General features: G+C 36.3%; 21 protein-coding genes. 1 reads left to right on the top strand and 20 read right to left on the bottom strand.

Annotated features, from left to right (window positions below):
* Window positions 1-10: 10 nt before the first annotated feature.
* From F1847_RS00440 to ispF, 15 genes are all read right to left on the bottom strand, one after another.
* Window positions 11-1,288, bottom strand: coding sequence for a TIGR04013 family B12-binding domain/radical SAM domain-containing protein (locus tag F1847_RS00440; protein WP_150071150.1), 1,278 nt, complete (start codon window positions 1,286-1,288; stop codon window positions 11-13).
* A 6-nt stretch (window positions 1,289-1,294) separates the two neighbouring features.
* A complete protein-coding gene (locus F1847_RS00435; RefSeq protein ID WP_150071149.1) occupies window positions 1,295-2,488 on the bottom strand; it encodes an aspartate aminotransferase family protein in 1,194 nt (397 codons plus the stop codon).
* Between the two features lie 19 nt (window positions 2,489-2,507).
* Window positions 2,508-3,311, bottom strand: coding sequence for a glutamate racemase (murI, locus tag F1847_RS00430; protein ID WP_150071148.1), 804 nt, complete (start codon window positions 3,309-3,311; stop codon window positions 2,508-2,510).
* Window positions 3,308-3,601, bottom strand: a complete 294-nt coding sequence (locus tag F1847_RS00425; RefSeq protein ID WP_150071147.1) for a hypothetical protein — start codon at window positions 3,599-3,601, stop codon at window positions 3,308-3,310. Before F1847_RS00425 ends, murI begins: the two co-directional genes overlap by 4 nt.
* A complete protein-coding gene (locus F1847_RS00420; RefSeq protein ID WP_150071146.1) occupies window positions 3,598-4,359 on the bottom strand; it encodes a Rossmann-like domain-containing protein in 762 nt (253 codons plus the stop codon). The genes F1847_RS00425 and F1847_RS00420 overlap by 4 nt, the downstream gene beginning before the upstream one ends.
* On the bottom strand, window positions 4,360-5,157 hold the full coding sequence (locus F1847_RS00415) for a P-loop NTPase (protein WP_150071145.1): 798 nt from the start codon (window positions 5,155-5,157) through the stop codon (window positions 4,360-4,362).
* A 15-nt stretch (window positions 5,158-5,172) separates the two neighbouring features.
* Complete coding sequence (dapB, locus tag F1847_RS00410; protein ID WP_150071144.1) at window positions 5,173-5,985, bottom strand: 4-hydroxy-tetrahydrodipicolinate reductase; 813 nt, start codon at window positions 5,983-5,985, stop codon at window positions 5,173-5,175.
* A 153-nt stretch (window positions 5,986-6,138) separates the two neighbouring features.
* Window positions 6,139-7,329 carry an exonuclease SbcCD subunit D gene (locus F1847_RS00405; protein ID WP_150071143.1) on the bottom strand — a complete coding sequence of 397 codons (1,191 nt, stop codon included), beginning with the start codon at window positions 7,327-7,329 and terminating at the stop codon, window positions 6,139-6,141.
* A complete protein-coding gene (locus F1847_RS00400) occupies window positions 7,307-7,936 on the bottom strand; it encodes an RlmE family RNA methyltransferase (RefSeq protein WP_150071142.1) in 630 nt (209 codons plus the stop codon). The genes F1847_RS00405 and F1847_RS00400 overlap by 23 nt, the downstream gene beginning before the upstream one ends.
* A gap of 7 nt (window positions 7,937-7,943) precedes the next feature.
* Window positions 7,944-8,303, bottom strand: a complete 360-nt coding sequence (locus F1847_RS00395) for a molybdenum cofactor biosynthesis protein MoaE (RefSeq protein ID WP_150071141.1) — start codon at window positions 8,301-8,303, stop codon at window positions 7,944-7,946.
* A gap of 4 nt (window positions 8,304-8,307) precedes the next feature.
* Window positions 8,308-8,883, bottom strand: a complete 576-nt coding sequence (locus F1847_RS00390) for an epoxyqueuosine reductase QueH (protein WP_150071140.1) — start codon at window positions 8,881-8,883, stop codon at window positions 8,308-8,310.
* 62 nt (window positions 8,884-8,945) lie between these two features.
* The gene (locus F1847_RS00385; RefSeq protein WP_206202411.1) at window positions 8,946-10,154 is read right to left on the bottom strand and encodes a cation:proton antiporter; all 1,209 of its coding nucleotides are present in this window, start codon (window positions 10,152-10,154) and stop codon (window positions 8,946-8,948) included.
* A gap of 26 nt (window positions 10,155-10,180) precedes the next feature.
* Window positions 10,181-12,181: a cation:proton antiporter gene (locus tag F1847_RS00380; RefSeq protein ID WP_150071139.1), complete on the bottom strand. Its 2,001-nt coding sequence runs from the start codon at window positions 12,179-12,181 to the stop codon at window positions 10,181-10,183.
* A 116-nt stretch (window positions 12,182-12,297) separates the two neighbouring features.
* Window positions 12,298-12,762, bottom strand: a complete 465-nt coding sequence (locus tag F1847_RS00375; RefSeq protein WP_150071138.1) for a peptidylprolyl isomerase — start codon at window positions 12,760-12,762, stop codon at window positions 12,298-12,300.
* A gap of 144 nt (window positions 12,763-12,906) precedes the next feature.
* The gene (gene ispF / locus F1847_RS00370) at window positions 12,907-13,383 is read right to left on the bottom strand and encodes a 2-C-methyl-D-erythritol 2,4-cyclodiphosphate synthase (protein ID WP_150071137.1); all 477 of its coding nucleotides are present in this window, start codon (window positions 13,381-13,383) and stop codon (window positions 12,907-12,909) included.
* A gap of 189 nt (window positions 13,384-13,572) precedes the next feature.
* Here ispF and F1847_RS00365 point away from each other — a divergent pair, with 189 nt between their 5' ends.
* Complete coding sequence (locus tag F1847_RS00365; protein WP_150071136.1) at window positions 13,573-14,874, top strand: DUF1887 domain-containing protein; 1,302 nt, start codon at window positions 13,573-13,575, stop codon at window positions 14,872-14,874.
* Here F1847_RS00365 and F1847_RS00360 read toward each other — a convergent pair.
* From F1847_RS00360 to F1847_RS00340, 5 genes are read right to left on the bottom strand one after another with little or no spacing between them, the layout of a single operon-like run.
* Window positions 14,871-15,788 carry a hypothetical protein gene (locus F1847_RS00360; protein ID WP_150071135.1) on the bottom strand — a complete coding sequence of 306 codons (918 nt, stop codon included), beginning with the start codon at window positions 15,786-15,788 and terminating at the stop codon, window positions 14,871-14,873. The two genes, F1847_RS00365 and F1847_RS00360, sit on opposite strands and share 4 nt — an antisense overlap.
* Window positions 15,789-15,801: 13 nt before the next feature.
* Window positions 15,802-17,328, bottom strand: coding sequence for a M48 family metallopeptidase (locus tag F1847_RS00355; RefSeq protein WP_150071134.1), 1,527 nt, complete (start codon window positions 17,326-17,328; stop codon window positions 15,802-15,804).
* Window positions 17,325-18,122 (bottom strand): polysaccharide deacetylase family protein, encoded by a 798-nt coding sequence (locus F1847_RS00350; protein WP_150071133.1) that lies wholly within the window; start codon window positions 18,120-18,122, stop codon window positions 17,325-17,327. The genes F1847_RS00355 and F1847_RS00350 overlap by 4 nt, the downstream gene beginning before the upstream one ends.
* On the bottom strand, window positions 18,109-20,493 hold the full coding sequence (locus F1847_RS00345; protein WP_150071132.1) for a tetratricopeptide repeat protein: 2,385 nt from the start codon (window positions 20,491-20,493) through the stop codon (window positions 18,109-18,111). Before F1847_RS00345 ends, F1847_RS00350 begins: the two co-directional genes overlap by 14 nt.
* Window positions 20,483-21,901 (bottom strand): glycosyltransferase, encoded by a 1,419-nt coding sequence (locus F1847_RS00340; protein WP_150071131.1) that lies wholly within the window; start codon window positions 21,899-21,901, stop codon window positions 20,483-20,485. Before F1847_RS00340 ends, F1847_RS00345 begins: the two co-directional genes overlap by 11 nt.
* Window positions 21,902-21,911: the final 10 nt, after the last annotated feature.

Here is a 21,911-nt window from a genome sequence, read left to right as displayed (position 1 = left end):
AGGTTTTAGCCTAAGGGGAACTTTTAAAATACTCATAAATCTTTTGAGAAAAACTTTGTTGAGCCTCCCAGTCTCCAAACAAAAGTCCTTTACCTACCAAAGATTTTATCAGTTTAACTAAGGTTTCTGGAAGTCTACCAAGAGGTTTGTTTAAGAAAGGGGTTTGAGGAAGAGGCATAAAGGTATGGGCATGCACCACCGCACCCATTCCAACTAAGTCTTCTATAACCTTTATCGTCTGAAGAACGTCTTCTTCTGTTTCTTCAGGCAGACCAAAAATAAAGTCTACTTTAGGTTTTAAGCCTGATTCGATGGTTAATCTTACTGCTCGATAGACATCTTCTACGGTATGGCCTCTTCTACAAAGATTTAACATCCTTGGACTACCTGTTTGAGCTCCTATTACTAAGTTATCGTTTGATGCATAGGTTTTTACCAAACAAATAGTCTCAGGGGTTACATGTTCAGGCCTTACTTCAGAGGGGAAGCTTCCGAAAAAAATCCTACCTTGATTTCCTACCAAGGCTTTGATTTCTTTTAATAAGGTTTCAAGACTTTCTAAGTTTATAGTTTTCCCATCTTCTGAACCATAGGAAAAAGCATTAGGGGTAATAAACCTTATATCTCTAAGTCCTCTTTTTAAAAGCAATTCTACCGCGGTTAAAATTTTATCTAAAGACCTGTGCCTAACTTTTGTTCCAAAAAGCCGTGAGGTTTGACAAAAATTACAACCAAAGGGACAACCTCTGGTAATCTCTAAAGGACCGAAACGTTTAAACTTAGGGCTAAAAGGCAAAAATCTATCAAGGTCTATTTGATGGCTTCGGGGGTTCACCCTTATTTTTCCCTCTTTATCTTTAAAAGCTATACCTTCTACATCTTCAAAAGATTTATCGTTTAAAACTCTCTCTAAAACCTCTATCCAGGCCTCCTCCCCTTCTCCTAAAACCACCACATCTGCACCTACCTTAATTACCCTTTTAAAATCTCCGGTAGAATGAGGACCTCCTGTAAAAACAACAACTTTATCTTGATAAAGAGCCTTTACTTCTTGAATGATAGGTAATACTGTCCAAACCTGAGTAGTAAAAAAGGAAAAACAGGCTAAAACAAGAGGATGTTTTTTTATACCTTCGGAAAGCTCTAAAAGCAACTCTTCTTTGGTTTTAGCTAAAGAAACTTCTATTTCAGAAAGGAGCTCTTCTTTGGTTTCTAAGCTTCCTAAGAGGGCGTTAATGCTGTATTTATTCTGGGGAAGGTCCAGGAAAACTAACTTAAGTTTTTTCACCTTTAACTAAGGTTTAAGTGCCTCTATAGTTTCCTCTAACTGAAGGATACAATAGTCTATTTCTCGGTAGTTGAGGATAAGCGGAGGCGAAAGTCTTAAAACATTAGGCTTGGGGGTAGTAGTTAAAATTCTTCTTTTTAAAAGCTCTTGATAAACAGGTTTTACTTCTATGACAAACTCAATCCCTATCAATAAACCTTTTCCTCTAACTTGTTTTATTATTTCCGGATACTTTTTGTGTAAGGCCTTTATTTTTTCTTGGATAATCTTGCCTTTAAGATCTACTTCTTCAAGAAAGGTAGGGTCTGATACTATTTCCAATACCTTACAGCCTACAGCACAAGCAAGGGGGTTTCCTCCAAAGGTAGAGGCATGGCTTCCTGGGGTTAAAACATCTATTATCTCTTTTTTAGCTATCATGGCTGAAAGAGGAAGTCCGTTAGCTAAGGCCTTAGCAAGACACATAACGTCTGGTTCTATCCCAAAATGTTCATAAGCAAAAAGCCTTCCAGTTCTTCCCAACCCGGTCTGGATTTCATCAAAAATCAGTAAAGCTGAATATTTTTGGCAAAGCTCTTTAGCTTTGTAGATAAACTCTTGGGTTAAAAGGTTTATTCCACCTTCCCCTTGGATAGGCTCCATGATGATGGCACAAACCGTTTCGTCAAAAGCCTCTTCCAGTCCTTTTAGGTCGTTTGGTTCAACCCAAACCACCCCCGGGACTAAAGGCTCAAAACCTTCCCAATATTTAGACTGACCGGTTACAGAAAGGGCCCCAAAAGTTCTTCCATGAAAGGAATTCTTAAGGGCGATAAACTTATGTTTCTTCTTTCCAAAATTTTGATAAGCCCATCTTCTTGCAAGTTTTAAGGCTGCTTCGACTGCCTCAGCCCCGCTGTTAGCAAAAAAAACCTTGTCTCCAAAGGAAAGTTCTACCAGTTTTTTAGCAAGTCTTACCTGGGGCTCGGTGTAATAAAGGTTTGAAGTATGCCATAAAAGCTCTGCTTGTTCTTTTAACACCTGCACTAATTGAGGATGGGCATGACCAAGATTACATACAGCAATACCTGCGGTAAAATCTAAATATTCTTCCCCTTTATCTGTAAAAAGTCGAGTCCCTTCTCCTTTAACAAAAACCAAAGGTTCTCTTTTATAATTCGGAGCAAGATAAACCTCTCCAAGGTCTGCAAGGTAACTCATTTCTTTTCTCCTGCAATTTTTATGCGTTGATTATCTCCTCTAAAGCAACCTTTTTTAGTTCAACCTTTCTTCCTAAGAACATCTCTGCAATTTTCCCAAAGTAAGGGGTAAGGTCTGAAACAAAGATTTCAAGACCGTTAAGCTGTAGGTTAGGCTTAAACTCTGGATTTTCTTTTATATATTTAACCACGCTAAGTGCTACTTCTTCTGAAGGGTCAACCAGTTTTATCCTTTTTCCTGCCTTTTCCTGGATTAGTTTTTTTATGATAGGATAGTGGGTACACCCAAGGATTAAAGTATCTATCCCTCTCATCTTAAGAGGGATGAGATATTTTTTTACTATCTTACGGGTTTCCGGCTTTTTAAGCCAACCCTCTTCTATTAACGGTACAAGAAGTGGAGCAGGATTGGAATAAAGCTTTATTTCTGGGTCTCGTTTAGCAAAAAGTTTATCATAAACCTTACTTGCTACGGTAGTCCGGGTGCCTATCAAGCCTATTTTCTTGTTTTTGGTCAAACTAAGGGCTTTTTCCATAGAAGGAGTGACCACCTCAAAAAAAGGAACTTCAGAAAAAGTCTGTTTAAGAACAGACATAGCGGTACTTGAAGCCGTATGGCAGGCAACAACTACTATTTTAGCACCAAGCTTTAGTAGAAACTTAGTATTTTCTATGGCATAACGGGTAACAGTTTCTGCGCTTTTGGTGCCATAAGGGGTCCTTGCAGTATCTCCGAAATAAATTATCTTATAACCTTCAAGTTTTGTCAAAAGCTCCTTTACTACCGTAAGTCCGCCTAAACCAGAATCAAAAACCCCTATCATTTCCCCATTCCAAAGTAAAATTCAAGACTAGCTCCTACAGCGGTCAATACAGCTAACCAAAGGGCCATTTTTAAAAACTGGTCTCGATTTAAGCTTTTTTTGGTAAATTTAGCCAAAAGCCCGTTAAAAATTATCGTAATACCTAACCCATAAAGACCGCTTCCTATCAGTATTTTACCTGAATGCCATAAAGTTTTTTCTAAATCTGTGGGATAAATCCTTAAACTTAAAAGCACCCACAAAAGTATCCCGATAAAAACCTTAGGTTGGAGAAACCAGCGTAGGTTCATTTTTTAACCCTTAAATTAATTTTTTCAAGTATAGGCTTGGGGCCTACAGCCTTAAAAAAAGCTTGGGCCCCTTTTCCTTCACAAATCTTAGTAAAAAGTTGATCAGGGTCCTTTACCACTGCCCCACAAAGCCAGGTGATCGGAGTAAACCGAAAAACCTCTGGACAAAGAGGGGTGCTCGGCCCCATCAACACCACCTCAGGCACTCCATAAAGACTCTCTAAACAGTCCTCTAAGGTTTTGTTAACCAAAGTAGATGAAGTAATAATTACTAACTTAAGCCTATCCTTTATATCTGCTACTGAAAAACTTTTCATATCTTCTTCTTTTTCTAATACCCAAATTTTTTTAACCCTACCTTGTAGTTTACGAATAACCGGGTCAAACCTTCCTATCATAAGGACTTCATCGCGATAGCCAAGTTTCAGCTCAAGAAAAAGGTCTCCTTCTAAGCTGTTTTTAAAGTTTTCTTTTTTAGAAGATAAAACGGCATTGATGGTAGCAAGTCCAACGATTACCTCAACTTGATTGTTAGAAAGATAACCCTTTATCGCTATATCCGCAGGCATTTTCCAAAAGTTTATACTGTCGTTTAGTTCACAACAACTCTTTATTTCAGGTAAAAGGGTATAGGCAAGCCCTGCCCCTAATCTTTCTACCTCAACCATCGTATAATGAATCCCTAACACCATCCTTTTTATCTTCTTAGCCCTAGAATAAGGAATGGCTTTTTCTACCAACTCAGTATAAATCCCCATTTACCTTATCCTAAATAACGCTCTTTCAAGCACCTGGTCTACTAAACCTTGTAAAAAATCTCTTTTTTCAGGTAGCTGAAACAACTTACTAACGTCTTCAAAAGAAGAAAGCTCCTTTATAAAAGGAATTTCAAAAACAAAAGGAGGCTTAGTTTTTTCCAAAAAGGCTTGAAAAGCCTCTTCTTGATCAAAAATTCCTGCGAAATTTTTTATCACCCCTAAAACCGGAACTTCTTTTTCTTTTAAAATACCCATTGTCCGCAAGGCATCGGCTAAAGCCATCTTGTTGGCTGTGGTAACCAACACAAACCCCTCTGGAGAGAAAAGGTCTAACATTGTAAGAAAGATATCTCCAGTGCCAGGAGGTAGGTCAAGCACCAAAAAATCAAGTGGTCCCCATTCTACCTTTCCCACAAGCTCTTGTAAAAGCTTAGAAGCCATCAAGCCTCTCATAAAAACTGGCTCTTTTTCAGAAACCATAAGAGCAAGGCTCATAACCTTTAGGTTTAAAGGCCCAAGAACCGGTTTTATCCTTCCGAACTCAACCAAAGGGGACTTATCCTTTAATCCCAAAGCTAAATTAACATTAGGCCCATAAAAATCCAAATCAAACAGTCCTACAGAATATCCGTTAGCCCTTAAACCAAGGGCAAGAAGGGTTGAGGCAGTGGTTTTACCAACACCACCTTTTCCGCTACCCACCGCCAAAACAAACCTAACATCCCTTAATCCAGTATGTTTTTTTAACTCTTCCTTTAAGGATTGAGCTCCTTTAGTAGGACAACCTTTTTCTTCCATAGCCTTTTATTCCTTTTAAAGATTTTTTAGCCCAAGCACGTCTTGCATACCATAAACCCCAGGGGTTTTTCCTACCACCCAGATGGCCGCTTTGATAGCTCCTCTGGCAAAGGTTTCCCTTGAACTTGCTTTATGGGTAAGCTCTATCCTCTCTCCTATACCAGCAAAAAGGACCGTGTGTTCTCCTACGATGTCTCCTCCTCTTATAGTCTGGATTCCAATTTCCTTAGCTGGCCTTTCTCCGATAATCCCTTCTCTACAAAACCGATAGTCTTTTTCAGTTCTTCCTAAAGCCTGAGCTATTACGTTAGCCAGCTTTAAAGCCGTCCCACTGGGTGCGTCTTTTTTCATCCTATGATGGGCCTCTATGATTTCTATGTCATAACCTTCGGCAAATACCTTGGCGGTTATCTCTACTAACTTACAAAGAAGATTGACCCCCATACTCATGTTGTAATCTTGGACTAAAGGAAAGTTTTCCTTAGCTAAGCTATGGATTTCTTCAAGCTCCTCTTTGCTAAAACCGGTAGTCCCAAGCACATAAGCCTTTTTGTATTTAGCGTTTAGCCTTATGTGTTCTAAAGAGGCCTTATGAAAAGTAAAATCTATAATAACATCCCCTTTTTCTATTACCTTTTCTAAAGAACCTTCTAAAACAATCCCTGTTTTAGGCAAACCTACAACCTCTCCCACATCTTTTCCTACCGCAGGATGTTCAGGATGTTCAAAAGCTCCTACCAAGTCTATCTCAGGATTATTAAAAATAAGGTTGATAATCGTTTTCCCCATCCTACCTGCAGCACCTGCTACTATCGCTTTTACCGGCATTTTGTCCCTCCTTTTTGTGATTTTTATGGTTTTTATTTCCTCCTTCTGGAGGAAAGGGAATTTGTCATCCATGTATTCCCAAATTAGGTAATACCTTGATCAAAACCAACCATACAACTACTATCCCTAACAAAACCAAAATCCCTTCTAAACTCATAGTTTTTTCTCCTGATTTTCTGCAAATTCTTTTAAATAACCAACAAAAGCCTCAAAAAGATAAGCCTCTACCTCTTTACCCTCTACAAACCTATAAAACTTACGAAAAAGCTCTTTCTCGTCTAAAGCATGCCCTTTATCCAAAGCCCAGTTATTAACATCCAAAAGACTGAAGTCCTTTTCTTGAGGCTCGACAGGTTTTTCATACCTAAGCTCAATAAGGTTAGGAAAAACCTTTCTTAACCTTTCGTAAGGATGAGGAACCGGGGTTTCATCCTTTAAGACCACCCGCACAAAACTTTCATCTCTCTTAAGCATAAGGTCTTTAAAATATCCTTCATAGGTTTTTAATCTGTATGGAGGGTCTAAAAAATAAGGTTCTGCTGTAAAATTTTCTTTTTCAAACTTAATAAACCAAATCCCTTTTTGATAACCGGCCTCTTCAAAACTATAAGGAAGTGGTGATCCCGAATAAAGCACCTTAGGTGCAGGAGACTGAAGCCTATGAAGATGACCAAGAAGACTAAGGTCAAACCTGCTTAAAAGATTTGTAGGTAAAACCTCTTCGTTTCCTAAGGTTAGTTGCCATCTACTTTTAGATACCTCTTCTCCTGAAAAAACAGCACTGTCTACTGCTAAATGCCCTACGAAAACAGCAGGCTTTGTTAACTCTAATTTTGAAAAAAGTAAACTTAAGAGGTCTAAAGTAAAGACCTGGCTTTTTTCTTCTAAAAGCTTTGAGGTTTCCTTAGGAAAGATTTCTTTAACCTTAGATATCAGCTCAAATACCGAAAGATAAGGCATTACATAAAAATAAACCTTTTCCTCAGAGGTTTCCCAGACAAAAGGTTTAAGAAAAAAAGATAGATCATCCACTAAATAAATTCTACCAAGCTCTAAAAATTCTTTAAAAAGGCTAATTCGTTTAGAATCATGGTTGCCTAAGATAAAAAGGGTAGGAACCCCGGTTGAGGCTATCATGTGAAGGACTTCTTTGTACCCTTTTAAAGTCTCATAATCAGGATTAGGCTTATCTACTATATCACCTGAAACTATAAGAAGGTCAGGAGTTAACTCCTTGATAAGTGGGATAAACTCTTTCTCAAAAAAGGAAAGTTGATAGTCTATTAATTTTTTATTAGCGATGGTTTTACCTAAATGCCAATCAGAACTGTGTAAAATCTTCATCTAACCTCGGTTTGGTCTTGGTTTTAAAGTTTTGGGCTATGATAAACATCTCTCTGCTTTCTTTTCTTGAGCTCTTGGGTTTAAAAAGTTTAACACTTTTAAAACATTTTTCAATTTGTTTTTTCAATTGAGGCAACTTCTGTCCTTCAAAAACCTTAGCTACAAAGTGCCCACCAGGTTTCAAAACCACTAAAACTAACTCTAAGGCCCTTTCTACCAAGCTTACAGACCTTACATGGTCTCCAAATTTATCTCCGGTGGTTTTAGGTGCCATATCACTAACTACTACTTCAAATTCTTCTATCCCTAAGGCTAAAAAGTCCTGCTTGGTTAATTCAAAAACATCTTTTTGTAAAAAATAAAAATTAGGAAAGTTTATTTTTATCTCTTGTAAATCAACCCCTACTACCTTTCCTTCTTTCCCTACCAGCTTACAAAGGTATTTTGACCAAGACCCTGGAGCAGCCCCTAAATCAAGCACCTTGTCTCCTTTTTTAACCAGATGATAAAACTCCTGAATTTCCATCAGTTTATACACCGAACGGGCAGGATATCCTGCCTCTTTTGCCTTTTTAGCCCAGCTGTCAAACCAAGGGTTCTTACTCATAAAAACCCTAATGGTATTTCTTGATTTCTGTTATTAAATGCTCTAAAGCCTCAAAGGCTTCATGTCTATGTTTTGCAAAGATAGCAAACCCTGTCACCCTATCTCCAACCTTTAAAAACCCTTGATTATGATAAATGATCGCCTCTATCAGACCAAACCTTTCTATGGTTTCCTTTCTTATGTCTTCCAGATGGTTAAAAACCTCTTCTTTAATATGTAATCCTTCTGCAGGCACAACCTTTCCTTCTTTTAAGTCATATTCTCTTACAAACCCGTTAAACTCAACGATACAACCGATTTTCCCCAATAATTTTTGAGTAAGTTCTTCTTTTTTTTGTAAATAGGCCTGATAATCCCTAAAAACCATAGGTCTATTCCTCCTTTTTTAGAGATTTGTTTAACTCTTTTTTTCGTGTTTTAGAATATCTTTCTTCTTCACTAAAAACACATCCACAATAAGCCTGTCTGTAAATCCCGATGTTTAAAGCCTCTTGCTGGCCAAGTTGGTATCCCTTCCTAAAGTCCTCATAAAAAAAGGGTATCTTGTATTTATGGCTTAGGTCTTCGGCTATCTCCCTTATAAGGTTGTGTCTCTGATAAATACTATAAAGTAAGGTAGTAGTAAAGGCCTCTGCCTTTAGCTCTAAGGCTTTTTTTACCGTTTGTTTAAGGCGAACTACATAGCAACGCTCACATCTTTTTTGAGGATTTTCCCAAACCATCAAAGTTTCTTTAATAAACCATCTGAGACCATAGTTCTTATCCCAAAGGATGTTTAACCCCTTTAAAGCTTCTACCTCTTCTAAAGCTTTTATCCTTGCCTTAAACTCTCGATAAGGATGAATGTTAGGATTATAAAAATAGCCTACTACCTCTATTCCTCTTTCTCTAAACCAAGCTAACGGGTAAAGTAGACAAGGACCACAGCAAACATGTATTAATATCATAAGTAAATAATACAATAATTTTGAGTAAATGCCAGTTCTTTATTTTCAAAAAAGGTTAAGTTTTAAGAATTTTGAGGTTGTTTCCAAATAACCTTAAGTAGTAGAGGAGGAAGAAAGGTGGTTATCGCAACAACAAACACTATCACTGCATAGAGCATCTCATCAAAAACTCCGCTCATTCTTCCAAATTCAGCAAAGATAAGTCCTACCTCACCCCTTGGTACCATAGAAAGACCTACGCTTAAGCGCTCTTTAAGATCTCCCTTCACTACCAGCCCTACCACCAACTTTGTTAAAATTGCTATTACTGAAAGAGCTATTCCTAAAAACCAGAAGGTAGGAGATAAAAAGTCTATAACCTTTAGATTAAGTTGGAGCCCTATATAAACAAAAAAGATGGGAGTAAACACCCAAATCAACGGATTAAGGGCTTCTTCTATCCTATGGATAATTTCTTTGTCTGTTTGCAAGCTCATAGCAAAAGGTATGGTAAACCTACGAGAAAAAGCTATCCCTGCAGTAAAAGCACCTAAAATTTCCGGAGAACCTATCTGATGGGCAGCATAAGCAAAAAAAAGCATCAAGGCTACTACTACAGGCGGTACAAAATCAAAGGTAGCCAACCTTTTAGCTACAAAAGATATAAAATAAGCAAAAATTTTCCCTAAAATCGGGGCTACAAGAAAAAAAGTGCCAATGTAAATCACAAACCAAATCGTATGTGTTATTTCAATCGTCTGGGTTTTAGCAAACTCAAAAAGCACAGAAAGTAATACTACTCCAAAAATGTCATCAAGCACCGCTGCCCCTAAAACTATTTGGGCAAACCTTTCGTTTAATTTTCCTAAATCTTCAAGCACCCTTACGGTTATTCCTATACTGGTAGCTGTAAGGGTACCTCCTATAAAAAGACTGGTTATTAAGTTTAGTTTCAATACATAAAAAGAAATAAAAATACCAAACAATAAAGGGAAAAATGCCCCGACAAAAGCCACCCCTAAAGCCCAGAGGCCTACTTTTTTTAGTTGTTTTAGGTCTGCTTCTAATCCTATGTGGAACAATAAAAAGATTATCCCAAGCTCTGCCAAAATTTGAATTGCCTTATTAACAGGAACTAACCCCAAAAGGCTTTGCCCAAGAAACACCCCTACTAAGATTTCTCCTATAACTGAGGGGATACCAAACTTTGCAAAAACATCCCCTGTTAACCTCGCCAAAAGGAGTATAATGCCAATATATAAAAATAAAGTATGAACCTCTATCCCTTCCATCTACAGAAACCTCCTACACATAAAAACTAAGTTTCAAATTCTTTTAAGTAAATTAATGCCTTACTAAGATCCTCTTCTTTTCCTATCAATATTAAAACGTCCCCTTTTTCTATCCTTTCCTCTGGGGATGGGTTTACCTTGATCTCAAGACCTCTTTTTATGGCGATAATGGTAACACCTGTTTTAGTCCTAAGGGCTATATCTTTTATAGACTTTCCGACTAACCTGCTATTTTCTTTAACCAAAAAGTTTTGAGTATTAACTTCCTTTAAAAACTCAAAGTTCTCTAAGTTTTCAAACTTTAAATCCTGAATGCTTCTAAATGCTTTGTAATGTTTACTTCTTAGATTATCTAAAAGCTCATAAATAACATTTCGAGGTACCTTGTATGTCTCTAAAACCTTTGCAAAAATCTCTATAGATACCTCAAACTCTTCTGGGATTACTTCATCAGCCCCTAACTTTATTAATTCTTCTATTTCGGCTACGAACCTACTTCTTACGATGATATAAAGCTGAGGATTTTCCTTTCTGGCTATAGAAACGATTTTACGAGCAGCTATAACATCGCTCATAGAAATGACTAAAGCTTTAGCTTCTCTTATTCCAAATTTTAAGAGGATTTCTCTGTTGGTAGCATCTCCAAAATATATAGGTTCTCCCTTTTGTTTATACTTTTTAACTGTAATAGGGTTCATCTCTAAGATTACATAAGGGATTTTTAGGGATTTTAAACCATAAACGACATTTTTACCCGCTACCCCAAACCCTACAACTATCGTGTGGTCTTTAAAAATTGTTTTATCCTCTTTTATAAGAGACTTTCTTTTCTGATAACGCCTATAAAGCTTAGGAGAAACCCTGGATAAAATAAAGTCGGTTATATTGTGGCTGAACTGTATCCAAAAGGGGGTTATAAATAAAGAAACGATAGAAGCTCCGATAAAAACTTGATAAAATTCCTCGGAGATAAGACCAAACTTTTTGCTTTCTAAGGCTAAAACAAAAGAAAACTCTCCTATCTGTAAAAGATAAAAGGTGGTTAAAAGAGATACCCTTAAGGTTTTATTTACCAAAAGGGTTGCTAAAAAAATGCCCAAAAATTTAACTACAAGGATGGCACCCAATAACAAAAAGGTGGTTAAAAAGTGTTCCCAAAGAAACTTAGGATTTACCAAGAGCCCCACTGAGACAAAAAATATAGCCATAAGTAGGTCTTTTAAAGGTTTGATTTCAGCAATACTTTGGTATGCATAGTCTGATTCAGAAATCACCATTCCGGCTAAAAATGCACCTAAGGCAAGAGAAAGGCCTAGTTTATAAGAAAAAAAAGCAGTTCCCAAGACAAGGGCTAAAATGGTCATCAAAAAAAGTTCACGACTTCTGGTCTTAACTATCTGATGGAATAAATAAGGGACCACATAATAAGCTACCAAAAACAAAAACATAAGAAGACCAAAAGATTTAGCTATAGAAAATAAAAGTCTAACTAAATGAGCGTCTTTACCCGCCAGAACAGGCAAAATAAGTATGATAAATACTACAGCTAAATCTTGAAAAATTAAAACCCCAAAGGCAGAACGACCGTAAGGAGTGTTTATTTCTCCCCTATCCATCAACATCTTAAGGACCAAAGCTGTGCTGCTCATAGCCACAAGAAATCCATAAAAAATTCCGTTTGATAAAGGTATCTTTAGGAAAACCAAGCTTAAAATTACTATTAAAACTACGGTAAACGATACCTGAAGAAATCCGGTAAAAAGGACTTCATTGCGATAGGCTATCAATTTTTTTATTGAAAATTCAATACCGATAGTAAACATTAAAAAAATAACACCCATTTCAGCTAAGGTTTCTATTAGATGAGCGTCTTTTAAAAGACCTACCCCAGAAGGACCGATCAAAACCCCTGCTATTAAAAATCCGATGATAGGAGATATGTTAAGCCTGATGGCTAATAAAACCGTGGGGATACAAACTACAAAGATAAACAAAAAACTTCTTAAAAGTTCAATCAAGTTTTCCATGATTTTAAATTATAACAGAAAAACAGAAAAACAGAAAAACAGAAAGAATGAAATCTTAAAAAAGTTAGAAAGAAATTTAAGGCTCTGCCTTTTAAAAGGCAGAGCCTTAAGGTAGTTTAAAGGATGATGTTTTCTTCGTCTGGAGTAAGGATTTTTTCTAACTTGATTTTAAAGATTAAATCTTCTCCTGCTAAAGGTGGGTTTAAGTCTAAAACTATCTCTTCTTCAGTAACTTCTAAAATAGTAGCCGGGAAAGTCATTTCTCCTTGAGGGGTATCTACGATAAGGTTTAACATTAACCCTGGTTCAGGGGTTACGTCTAAACTTAAGGCTTCCCTGGGAATAGACCTAACAAGGTTTTCGTCTTTTGGTCCAAAAGCCTTTTCTGAAGGGATAAGCACTTCTTTTTCTTCCCCCTCCTCCATACCAACCACCGCTTCTGAAAGTCCAGGAATAATCTCAGCAGAACCCACCTGGAAAATAAACGGCTCACCATCATAGGTGTTTTCAAAAACCTCACCGTTTTTTAGCTGACCTACACAATGGATGCTTACTACATCTCCTAACTGAACCTTACGCATAGCTAAACTCCTTATTTTTTGAAAAATTGATAGAAGTTGAAAGACAAGAGGATTGGACTCTTGAAACCCTCATCCTTCTATCTTAATCGTTAAAAATAACACATAAAAACAAAAAAACAAGTCTAATTACTGTTTTTTTAAAATTTAATCAATCTTTTTCATCACTACTAAACAAAAACACGCGATAGCTTCTTTATTTTCTCCTAAAAAAAACCCTTCAGCAGTCCTAGCCTTTAGCCCTATGTCTAAGGGACTAATTCCTGTAAGTTCAACTAAACGATTTCTCATAGCCTCATAGTATGGGCTTAGTTTAGGCTGATCACAAACAAAGGTAAGGTCTATCTGCTGCAAACCATAACCCTGTTCTTTTACCCTTAAAAGGGCTTGTTTTAAAAGTTTAGAGCTGTCTATGTTTTTATACCTCGGATCCTTATCAGGGAAAAGGGTTCCTATGTCAGGAAGATTGGCCGCAGAAAGCATAGCATCTATCAAGGCGTGAAGCCCTACATCCCCGTCTGAATGTCCCAAAAGTCCTTTTTCAAAAGGTATTTCTACTCCGCAGAGTTTTAATGGCCTTCCCTCAACCAATCGATGTAGGTCAAAGCTAAATCCGACCCTCAAAATTTATCCTCCCCTTTAGGTCTAATTACCATTTAATTTTAATAAATATACCATCTATTTACTCAAACCAAAAGAAAATTTTTGAGTATACCCTAAAGCCTGCTGATTGAACTTTTTTTTAACCAAGTTATAATATTATGAGATTATTTATTTAAAAATGTATCCCAACCTCTTAGAAAGAGTGCTTCTTTGGTAGGAAAAACTTTAGTTCACGATAAAAAGGCTTTAGTTCTTTTGATAGGTACCAATCCTTTAGCTAACTATATAATCCCTCTTTATTTTAAAACCTTCCATCGGTATAAAAATTTTGTGTTCATTTTTTCTGAAGATAACCAGGAACAAAAGGGCACCCAAGCTTATGCTGAAAGAGTAAAACAGCTACTTCATTTAAGCCCTAATCAAGTGTTGTTTGTCCCTCTAAAAGACATTGGCAATGTTCAACAGATTATAGAAGACCTTGATACTATCGGTATTTGGGAAAAATTTGACGAGGTTCATCTAAATTACAAACCAGGAACTAAACCTATGGTAGTTGCGATTTACAACTACCTTAAAAACCTTTATAAAGACCGCTTTTCTGCTTCCTATTTAGATACCAGGCGTTTTAAACTGGTATATGACAACGGCGACATATTCCCGGTAATAGGGGACTTACGGAATTACTTTTTTCTTGAGATTAAAACTTTGCTCAGGCTTTCTTTTTATGAAAAACTAAAAGTTGAGAGTTGGGAAGAATTTGAGTTTAAAGAAACCTTAGAGGCTATCAAAAATTTAGTAATTGAAGAAAAACGAATAGACGAGTTTTTATCTTGGCTTGAAAATCCATTTAGAAAAATCTTTAAAGCTGACAAAGATCTTTTTAAAACAGCTAAAAGATTTAAAGACCATCTAAAAAAACCAGAGATAAAAGAATATATAGAAAAGTTAGAACTATCTACCCCTGATTTTATCTGGAAGGTGCTTGAGAGTCTACCTGAGGAGAAAAAACTTACCGTAGGGAAAACCCTTTGGATCCCTCCTGAAAACTTAGGTAAAGATGCGCTTAAACGAAGGGTCAAAGATTCTATAGAATTTTTGGACGGACTCTGGCTTGAATGGTATGTATATAGAGAGCTAAAAGACAAACTTGAAGACCTTGGACTTAAAGAAAAACTTCAGTTTGGACTTTCTCTTAAGGCTCAAAAAGACTCTAAACCTTTTGAACTTGACCTTTTTATCGTAAACGGCTACCAATTGATAGGAATTTCTATCACTACAGAAGATAGGTCCAATGTGTGTAAACTTAAAGGTTTTGAAATCATCCATCGGGTTAAACAGATAGGAGGAGAAGAAGGTAGAGCTTTTCTGATTACAGGACTTTCTAAAGAAAAGGTTAAAGAGATCCAAAAAGACCTAAGTTTTATAGACGGAAGCTTAGAATCAAAGATCGTTATCTACGGCAAAGATGACTGGGAAGAAATAGGAATAAAACTTATAGACGAAATCTTTTAGTCTTTCTTAAGTTTGAGAAGTTCTTCTACCACCTTTTTAAGTTTTATAAAACCTTCTTTAGACCCCCCTTGGTCAGGGTGTAACACTTTAGCCATCTTCCTAAAAAGAATTAATATCTCTTTTTTGTTGGCCCTTTTTATCTCGTCTATCGAAACTCCAAGATAATAGGCAGCCTCAACATAAATCCTTTCATAAAAGGTTTTATAAAGATTCTCTCTTTGATAAAACCTCGGTTTGTTATCAAAGTATAACCAAATATACCTGCAAAAATAGGTGCATAAAACTTCTTCTTTGGTTAAACCCATCCTAAAATCCTCGTCCTCTAAAACCTGACAAAGGTTTTTCAAAAACAAGTCGTCTACCTCTTCCTCTCTCATCTGATATGGTAGCTTTAATACCCCAAAAATCGCCCTTACATATTTCATTTTTTCTCTATGGTTTAACTCATCTTCCATATCCCAGAAAAAATTTTCTAATTCATCCCTTGATTTTTTAATGATATTTTTTAAAAACGGAAAAGGATAAGAAAGAAACTTTTCAGGCTCAAGGACCCCAAGTTTTAAAACTATATACCTTTTCACATCAAAAGGATGAAAAAGGTCTAAACTAACCGGTTTTTCCGACCTTTTTATACTTTTGGGTTTGGTAAACTGACTTATAATTCTCTGGGTTTCAGGGTTTAAAAACCTAAAAAACAGGTTTTCTAATTCTTGCTGGTCTGTAGAATATCCTAAGTTAGCTAACTCTTCCTCTAAATCTATAGAAAACGCAACTTCACTATAATAAGTAATGTACTTTGCTGGATCGGTCCCTAAGTTTAAGATCAGTTTACTTTTCCAATAAGGCGGGTCATAATAAGATTTTTTAAGGCTATACTCATAACCACCATTAACCGGCTTTCTGGCTATATACATCAAAGGTCCTCATTTAAAAAACATATTTTATCAAAAAACCTGTCTGATAGTATTTCCAGCCTGAAGCTGTGCCTGCAGCATAATTTCCACCCTCTAAGGACATCTCCACACTCAAATTCTCTTTTAGCTTAACACCCAATGTGCCTGTGCCTCCATAAGCCTTATCATAGGACCAAAGCCCATTACGTCTAAAAGTCTGATGTCCGATAAAAGGCTCTAAATAAACATACATTTTTGGTGTCTCATAATATACTGTCAAAAACACCTGGTTTGACCAAAAATCATCAGGATCAAAATATCCGTTTCTCATTTGTTTTTTAAAATCTAAATAAACTGCTCTATATCCAAGGATTACCAAAGGATTACCAAACTTAAGCTTATATCTGATTGAGGCTTGAACAAAATCTGCCTGGTTATCGTCTGAATACCAACGATGATTATAATTAGCATATAAAGAGATACGGTCGGTTATCACCTGGTCGATAAAATAGTTTACTGTAGAAATCTTAATACCGTTTTCCATAAGTTCTGCTGTATCGATAAGAACGCTCTTGTTAAAAGAAATTCCAGTAGTCCCCCTCCAGACCAATAAGTTTAATCCTGCACCACCGACTACAAAATCCTGGTCTCCTTTAGCCTGAGAAATACCAAAGTTTACATAACCCCACAAAGATTGGGTAAACCTTTTACCTATCTCGAAGGTTAGTTCATCTGAGTAGGCTGTTCTTAGATTGTCTGACCCTTCACGATAAAAATAATTACCTACTATCCTAAGGTCCTTTAGATAGGTTTCAAAACCCAAACGATAAGTATAAACCTCGTTTTCATCTGTATCCTGAAAATAAGAAAAACCTGTAAAAACAGCAGGATTAAAAAGAGACCTTCTATAAGTTTCAAGGTCATCTATGTCTTTTTTCTGATAAGGATACTGCGGTTTTAAAAGTTTAGCGTTTTCTTCTACTTTAGAAGATATCCTTAGGTTAGCATAGGAATAAGCCTTTCCTAATCTAGCGTCAAAATCTTCCCTTTTGGCAAGGATCTGGTCGTATATCTCTAAGGATTTATCCGCCCTTCCTAAAAACCTCAAGGCATTTGCCTTAACCAACAAGGCTTCTTCGTCGTTTGGGTCGTTTTTAAGAAGACTATCAACAAGGCTTAAGGCCTCTATCTGCCTTCCTTGCCAAGAAACAACCCTTGCCAGCTGTAGTTTAGCCCTACGGTTTTGAGGTTCCTTTTTTAAAACCTCCCTTAGGATCTCTTCTGCCTCCTTTAGTTTGCCGCCCCAGGAAATCCTGGTAGCCATGGTAACAATGTCTTCTATTTCATAATTTTTATAAAGCTTCAAAGCCTCTATATATTCCTTGGCGGCGTTTTTCATATCACCCTTTTTAAACCACTCATCTCCTGCTGTTTTATGTTGCAAAGATAGGGCTTTGGTTTCATCTTGTGAAACTGACGGAATCGTTTCTGCCCAAACCCAACCTTTCATTAAATAAAAACCAACCAAACAGGCTAAAACTAACCATAGGAACCTTCTCATAGGGCCTCTCCTTTCATTACCAAGTTCTTAAAATCCTGCAGGTTAAAATAGTGATTTAAGTTAAACCTTGGGATAAGTCTTTGATTTAAATTGGGGTTATAGTAGGTGCTCTTTAAGGTTTTACCTTCTGAAATAAATATATATTTAAACCCAAGTTTTTCTAAAACCTTAACATGCCCCTCTGTTAAAGTTTCTCCTAAAGGAGAAGAAAAAATGGTAACTTCTTTTTTTAAATATTTGTAGGCTTCTTCTTTAAATCTTGTAAGGTCTCTCTCAAAATCTTTCAAAGTTAACTTTTTGCTCCAATTTAGAAAGTGAAAATCATAGCTATGACAACCTATTTCAAGTAGTCCATCCTTCATTATTTCTCTATATTCGTCCCAGCTTATAAACCATCCTTTACCTACTTTACTTCCTATCACGTTCATCACTACCTTAAAATCATAGGACTTAAGCACAGGATAGGCGTATTCTAAAAAGGTATAACTGCCATCATCAAAAGTAATTATTACCTTTCTTTGTTTTTTTGTCAAAGCTGTATGTATCTCATCAGGTAATATAGTTTTAAATCCCAAAGAATAAAGCAGTTCCATCTGAGAGAAAAAATCCTCTGGAGTAACGGTATAATCGGTAAGAGGTTCATAGGCTATCTCGTGATAGAGTAAAACAGGAAAACTTTCTTCTTGATAGGTTTTTTTGAGGTTTTCAGAAAAAACCGCAGAAGTATCAAAAAAACTACCGAGACTTGACAAGGCTAATATCTTTAAAAAATCTCTTCTTTTAAGTCTCTTCATTTTTCAAATACCTTTTTAAGATAAAATAACTCTTTTTTAGGCGGGTGTGAAACGAAGGCATCTCCCATCCATCCCATAAATAGGTTTTAACCTGCTCTTTAGTAAAAGGTTGAGGCACAAAGTCTAACAGTTTTAAAGCCCTGGGAGGGTTTTCCAGGTCAGGCTTATAACTTATCGCTACCACCCTTATCCCGTCAGATTGTTTATATAGATTATTTCCTTCTTTCCAAAACATCTTTCTTGAGCTTGGGTCAGAAAAATTTAAAAGCTCCCAAGGAAGTCTTACCTCTATTAGATTATCTTTAACATAAAAATCTGCTAAAGAGTTAAAATCTTTGCTTTCAGGTTTAAGGCTACCAAACCTTAACATACTTAAATTAAAAAATTTGGGACCAAAAAATCTCTTAAAATCCTTGGTTATACGTCTCATGTTAGTTTTACACAAGACTAAACTCCATTTTCCTTCTAAACTTTTCTGAGGAAATACCTCTTTCTTTGGAGAAAAAAACTTACCGTGAGAAAGCATTTTATTATAAGCAGAGGCAACAAGGATTCTTGAACTATTTTTTCCTGCAAGATGAATTAAAAACTTAAGTCCCACAGGAGAAATAAGGTCTATATCCAAAGGAAAGACAAATTCTCCATATTCTTGATATCCAGTATCTATTCCCACCAAAAAATTTACCTTTTTAAAATCTATCTTTTTATAAGTTTCTATCAAAAGGTATAAAAACCCTTCGTCATGGGTTAATCTTATTGATTTTATCTCTCCCTCTTGGGTTAGGGATTTGTTTGTTTTATAAACGGTAAAAGCGTCTTCCCATTCTTTAAGATTCCCTTCTAAAGTGATTTTTTTCTTAGGATAACCTGGATAAACCTCAACCAATCCATAGTTTTCTTCAGGGTCTTGTAGGTTAAACCAAAGACGTTTTCGGTCTCTCGGTAAGTAATAGTTCATAAAAAGCCAGTTTACTTTAAACCATTCATCAGTCCAGCTAAAAATCGCATAACCTGCATACCCTGCCTCTTTTATGTCTTTTATCATTTCTACTAAAATTTTGCCTTGCTCAACTTCGTTTTTACCTCCATGGGTCCAGCCATGTGGGTGCCAATGGGCTGAAGCCCTACTGGTTGGTATTCCAAACTCTGCAACCACCAAAGCCTGTCCTTGGTGACGCGCTTTTAAACGTTTAAGATAGGCTAAATAAGGTCGTTTTTCCTCTAAAAATTCATAGTTCATAAAATCCGGGTAGTAAGGATAAATATGATAAGAAGAAAAAAAACAGTTAAAACTACTTTTTATCTTAAAAGTATCAAAAACCTCCATGTCCTCGTTTTCATTACATCTTTTAAGGTTAGGTCTTCTTCCTGTAAAAAAGGCCTCTTCTTCTTCTATGTGAGATTCAGTAGGATGCTCTAAAGGGTCAAGGGTAATCCAGTTTACTACTGAAACAAGAGGTATACTCTGGTAGGTTTCATAAGAATAGGTTAAAAGGTGGTCTAAAATTTTTGCGTTCCAAACCTCAAAAGGATTTCCCTTTTCTACATAAAGATATTTTCCATAAAAATCTTGGGTTTTTCTTTCATAAAGTTCGTTATAAGCTTTGACTAAGCAGGCTTCAGGCTCCCTTCCAAAAAGATATCCTAATAAATAGGGGGAGACATCCCATAGATATCTTCCTGAAGGCAACCCTGGTTTTTCTGGTAAAGTGGTATTTCCATGAATAGCATCAACTACATCTTTTAGATGCTCCTTTAGTCTTTTTAAAAACCTTTCATCCTCAAGGTCTTCTGCCTTTTCAGGTTCATACCATATTCCTTGCAACAAAAAGAGTTTAGGCTCATCCTGGTTGAATTCAAACAAAGCTTGGTAAAATCCAGGAGATTGAAGGGCATAAACCCTTATGGTGTTTACCCCCATCTCATAAATAAGGCTAAACCATTTTAAATAGGTTTCCATTTTAATAGGATATTCTCCGGGAAAATAACCAGGAAGACTTAGACCAAGGTTAACCCCTTTAATAAAAAATTTTTCCCAACGCTCTTGCCTTTTAATCCAGAGGAAATCTTCTTCAGCTTTAAATTTTATCCGCTGGGTTGACTTTTTAGGCTGCAATGTCTTTAGTTGCTCGGCAATCTCTTCTATTTTAAGCTTGGCCTTTTCGTTTTCTGGGTCTATCTCAAGAAGTTTATGGTAAGCCCAAATAGCCGATGGCAAATCGTTTAAAAGATAGTATGCCTCGGCAAGTCCAGCCCATACCTCTTTTTTCTCCCCTTGGTTTATAGCTTCTTTGAAAAGGTTAACTGCTTCTTGATAGTCCTTTCTGTTTAAAGCCTCTTGTCCAAGAGATAAATATTCATTAGCTTTCATATTGAGTCGCTCTTCCAGACTTTTTAACGACCTCCCACTTTCTATAACCTAATAAAAACTGTATCGTTGCTTGGAACCTAAAAAAACTGGTTATCTGTCTATATCCAAAATTTTCTGCTACCCCATACAAAAGAAGCCTAAACACATGAGTCCATCGAGGATATCTTCTAAAACTCATTTCTTCTAAAAAAATACCTCCTACAGAAAGAAAAACCCCATAGCCTATCGCTAAAACTAAAAATAAAACTAAGAACTCAAAGCTTAAAATCCCAAACAGGTAGCTCAAAAAAACCGTAGGATAACCTATGGTCTCAACCACCGAACCCACCGCTTCAAAAAAATATAAGGGCATAACCAGGCATCCTATCCTGCCATATCTTGGATTTAAAAACATATGCTTATACAACCAAAAGGTTTGTAATAACCCAAGGTGCCATCTTCTTCTTTGTTTAGATAACTCAGATAAAGTTTCTGGAACCTCAGTCCAACAGACAGGGTCAGGGATAAAACCTATGTAATAGGATTCTTTTTTCTCTCTAAAATGTTTGTGTAGCCTTACTATTATTTCAAAATCTTCTGTAACGGTAATACTGTTAAAACCACCTACTTTAAACAAGGCTTCCTTATTAAAAAGACTAAAGGCACCTGAAAGGATAAAAGTCCCTTTAAGCCTTTCCCAACCAAGCCTTCCAAAAAGAAAACCTCTGATATATTCAACTATCTGGAAAAGAGGTAAAGCCTTTTTAGGAAGTTCTATGGCTAAAATATTTCCTTCCTTTAACTTTACCCCATTTAAAACCCTAACTACACCGCCTAAAGCTACCACAGGGACATCGCTTTCTACGATTTTCCTCGCTAACCTTAAAAGGGACTCTTTTTCAAGCACACTGTCTGCATCAACGGTGCAAACATAGGGGTATTGAGCAAAATTTAACCCACAGTTTAAAGCGTCAGATTTACCTCCCCTTTCTTTATCTATGACCACAAGGTTAGGATAAGATAAAGAACGGTAAATTCCTCTTACCTTAGAAGTTTTTATCCTTTCCCTGTAGATAAAAAAAGGTATTTTCTTTAAGTTTAATTTTTCTATCAAAACCTCCAAGGTTTCATCTGTAGAACCATCATTAACCAAGATGATCTCTAAATAAGGATAATCAAGGGTTAAAGCTGAATCTATCGTCCTTAAAATCACCTCTTTTTCGTTATAAAAAGGAATGATTAAGCTTACAGGAGGAAGTTGTGGAAAAACCTTTAACTCTTGGAAATCATAAAACCTAAGATATTTCAAATAATCAAGAATAGACAAAAAAGATAGGACTAAAAGCAGGGTATAAATACTGTTTAAAGAAAAATAATAAAAACCGACAAAATAGTTAAACCCAAGTAAAAAATCCTTTAAAATCTCCATCTTTTCCTCC

This window comes from Thermodesulfobacterium sp. TA1 (assembly GCF_008630935.1).
Taxonomy (GTDB): domain Bacteria; phylum Desulfobacterota; class Thermodesulfobacteria; order Thermodesulfobacteriales; family Thermodesulfobacteriaceae; genus Thermodesulfobacterium.
This window is presented reverse-complemented; position numbering and strand designations above follow the sequence as displayed.

Coding starts and splice junctions, on each gene's coding strand:
- F1847_RS00435 (WP_150071149.1), bottom strand. CDS start 2,488: ATGAGTTACCTTGCAGACCTTGGAGAGGTTTATCTTGCTCCGAATTAT.
- murI (WP_150071148.1), bottom strand. CDS start 3,311: ATGATAGGGGTTTTTGATTCTGGTTTAGGCGGACTTACGGTAGTAAAG.
- F1847_RS00425 (WP_150071147.1), bottom strand. CDS start 3,601: ATGAACCTACGCTGGTTTCTCCAACCTAAGGTTTTTATCGGGATACTT.
- F1847_RS00420 (WP_150071146.1), bottom strand. CDS start 4,359: ATGGGGATTTATACTGAGTTGGTAGAAAAAGCCATTCCTTATTCTAGG.
- F1847_RS00415 (WP_150071145.1), bottom strand. CDS start 5,157: ATGGAAGAAAAAGGTTGTCCTACTAAAGGAGCTCAATCCTTAAAGGAA.
- dapB (WP_150071144.1), bottom strand. CDS start 5,985: ATGCCGGTAAAAGCGATAGTAGCAGGTGCTGCAGGTAGGATGGGGAAA.
- F1847_RS00405 (WP_150071143.1), bottom strand. CDS start 7,329: ATGAAGATTTTACACAGTTCTGATTGGCATTTAGGTAAAACCATCGCT.
- F1847_RS00400 (WP_150071142.1), bottom strand. CDS start 7,936: ATGAGTAAGAACCCTTGGTTTGACAGCTGGGCTAAAAAGGCAAAAGAG.
- F1847_RS00395 (WP_150071141.1), bottom strand. CDS start 8,303: ATGGTTTTTAGGGATTATCAGGCCTATTTACAAAAAAAAGAAGAACTT.
- F1847_RS00390 (WP_150071140.1), bottom strand. CDS start 8,883: ATGATATTAATACATGTTTGCTGTGGTCCTTGTCTACTTTACCCGTTA.
- F1847_RS00385 (WP_206202411.1), bottom strand. CDS start 10,154: ATGGAAGGGATAGAGGTTCATACTTTATTTTTATATATTGGCATTATA.
- F1847_RS00380 (WP_150071139.1), bottom strand. CDS start 12,181: ATGGAAAACTTGATTGAACTTTTAAGAAGTTTTTTGTTTATCTTTGTA.
- F1847_RS00375 (WP_150071138.1), bottom strand. CDS start 12,762: ATGCGTAAGGTTCAGTTAGGAGATGTAGTAAGCATCCATTGTGTAGGT.
- F1847_RS00360 (WP_150071135.1), bottom strand. CDS start 15,788: ATGTATATAGCCAGAAAGCCGGTTAATGGTGGTTATGAGTATAGCCTT.
- F1847_RS00355 (WP_150071134.1), bottom strand. CDS start 17,328: ATGAGAAGGTTCCTATGGTTAGTTTTAGCCTGTTTGGTTGGTTTTTAT.
- F1847_RS00350 (WP_150071133.1), bottom strand. CDS start 18,122: ATGAAGAGACTTAAAAGAAGAGATTTTTTAAAGATATTAGCCTTGTCA.
- F1847_RS00345 (WP_150071132.1), bottom strand. CDS start 20,493: ATGAAAGCTAATGAATATTTATCTCTTGGACAAGAGGCTTTAAACAGA.
- F1847_RS00340 (WP_150071131.1), bottom strand. CDS start 21,901: ATGGAGATTTTAAAGGATTTTTTACTTGGGTTTAACTATTTTGTCGGT.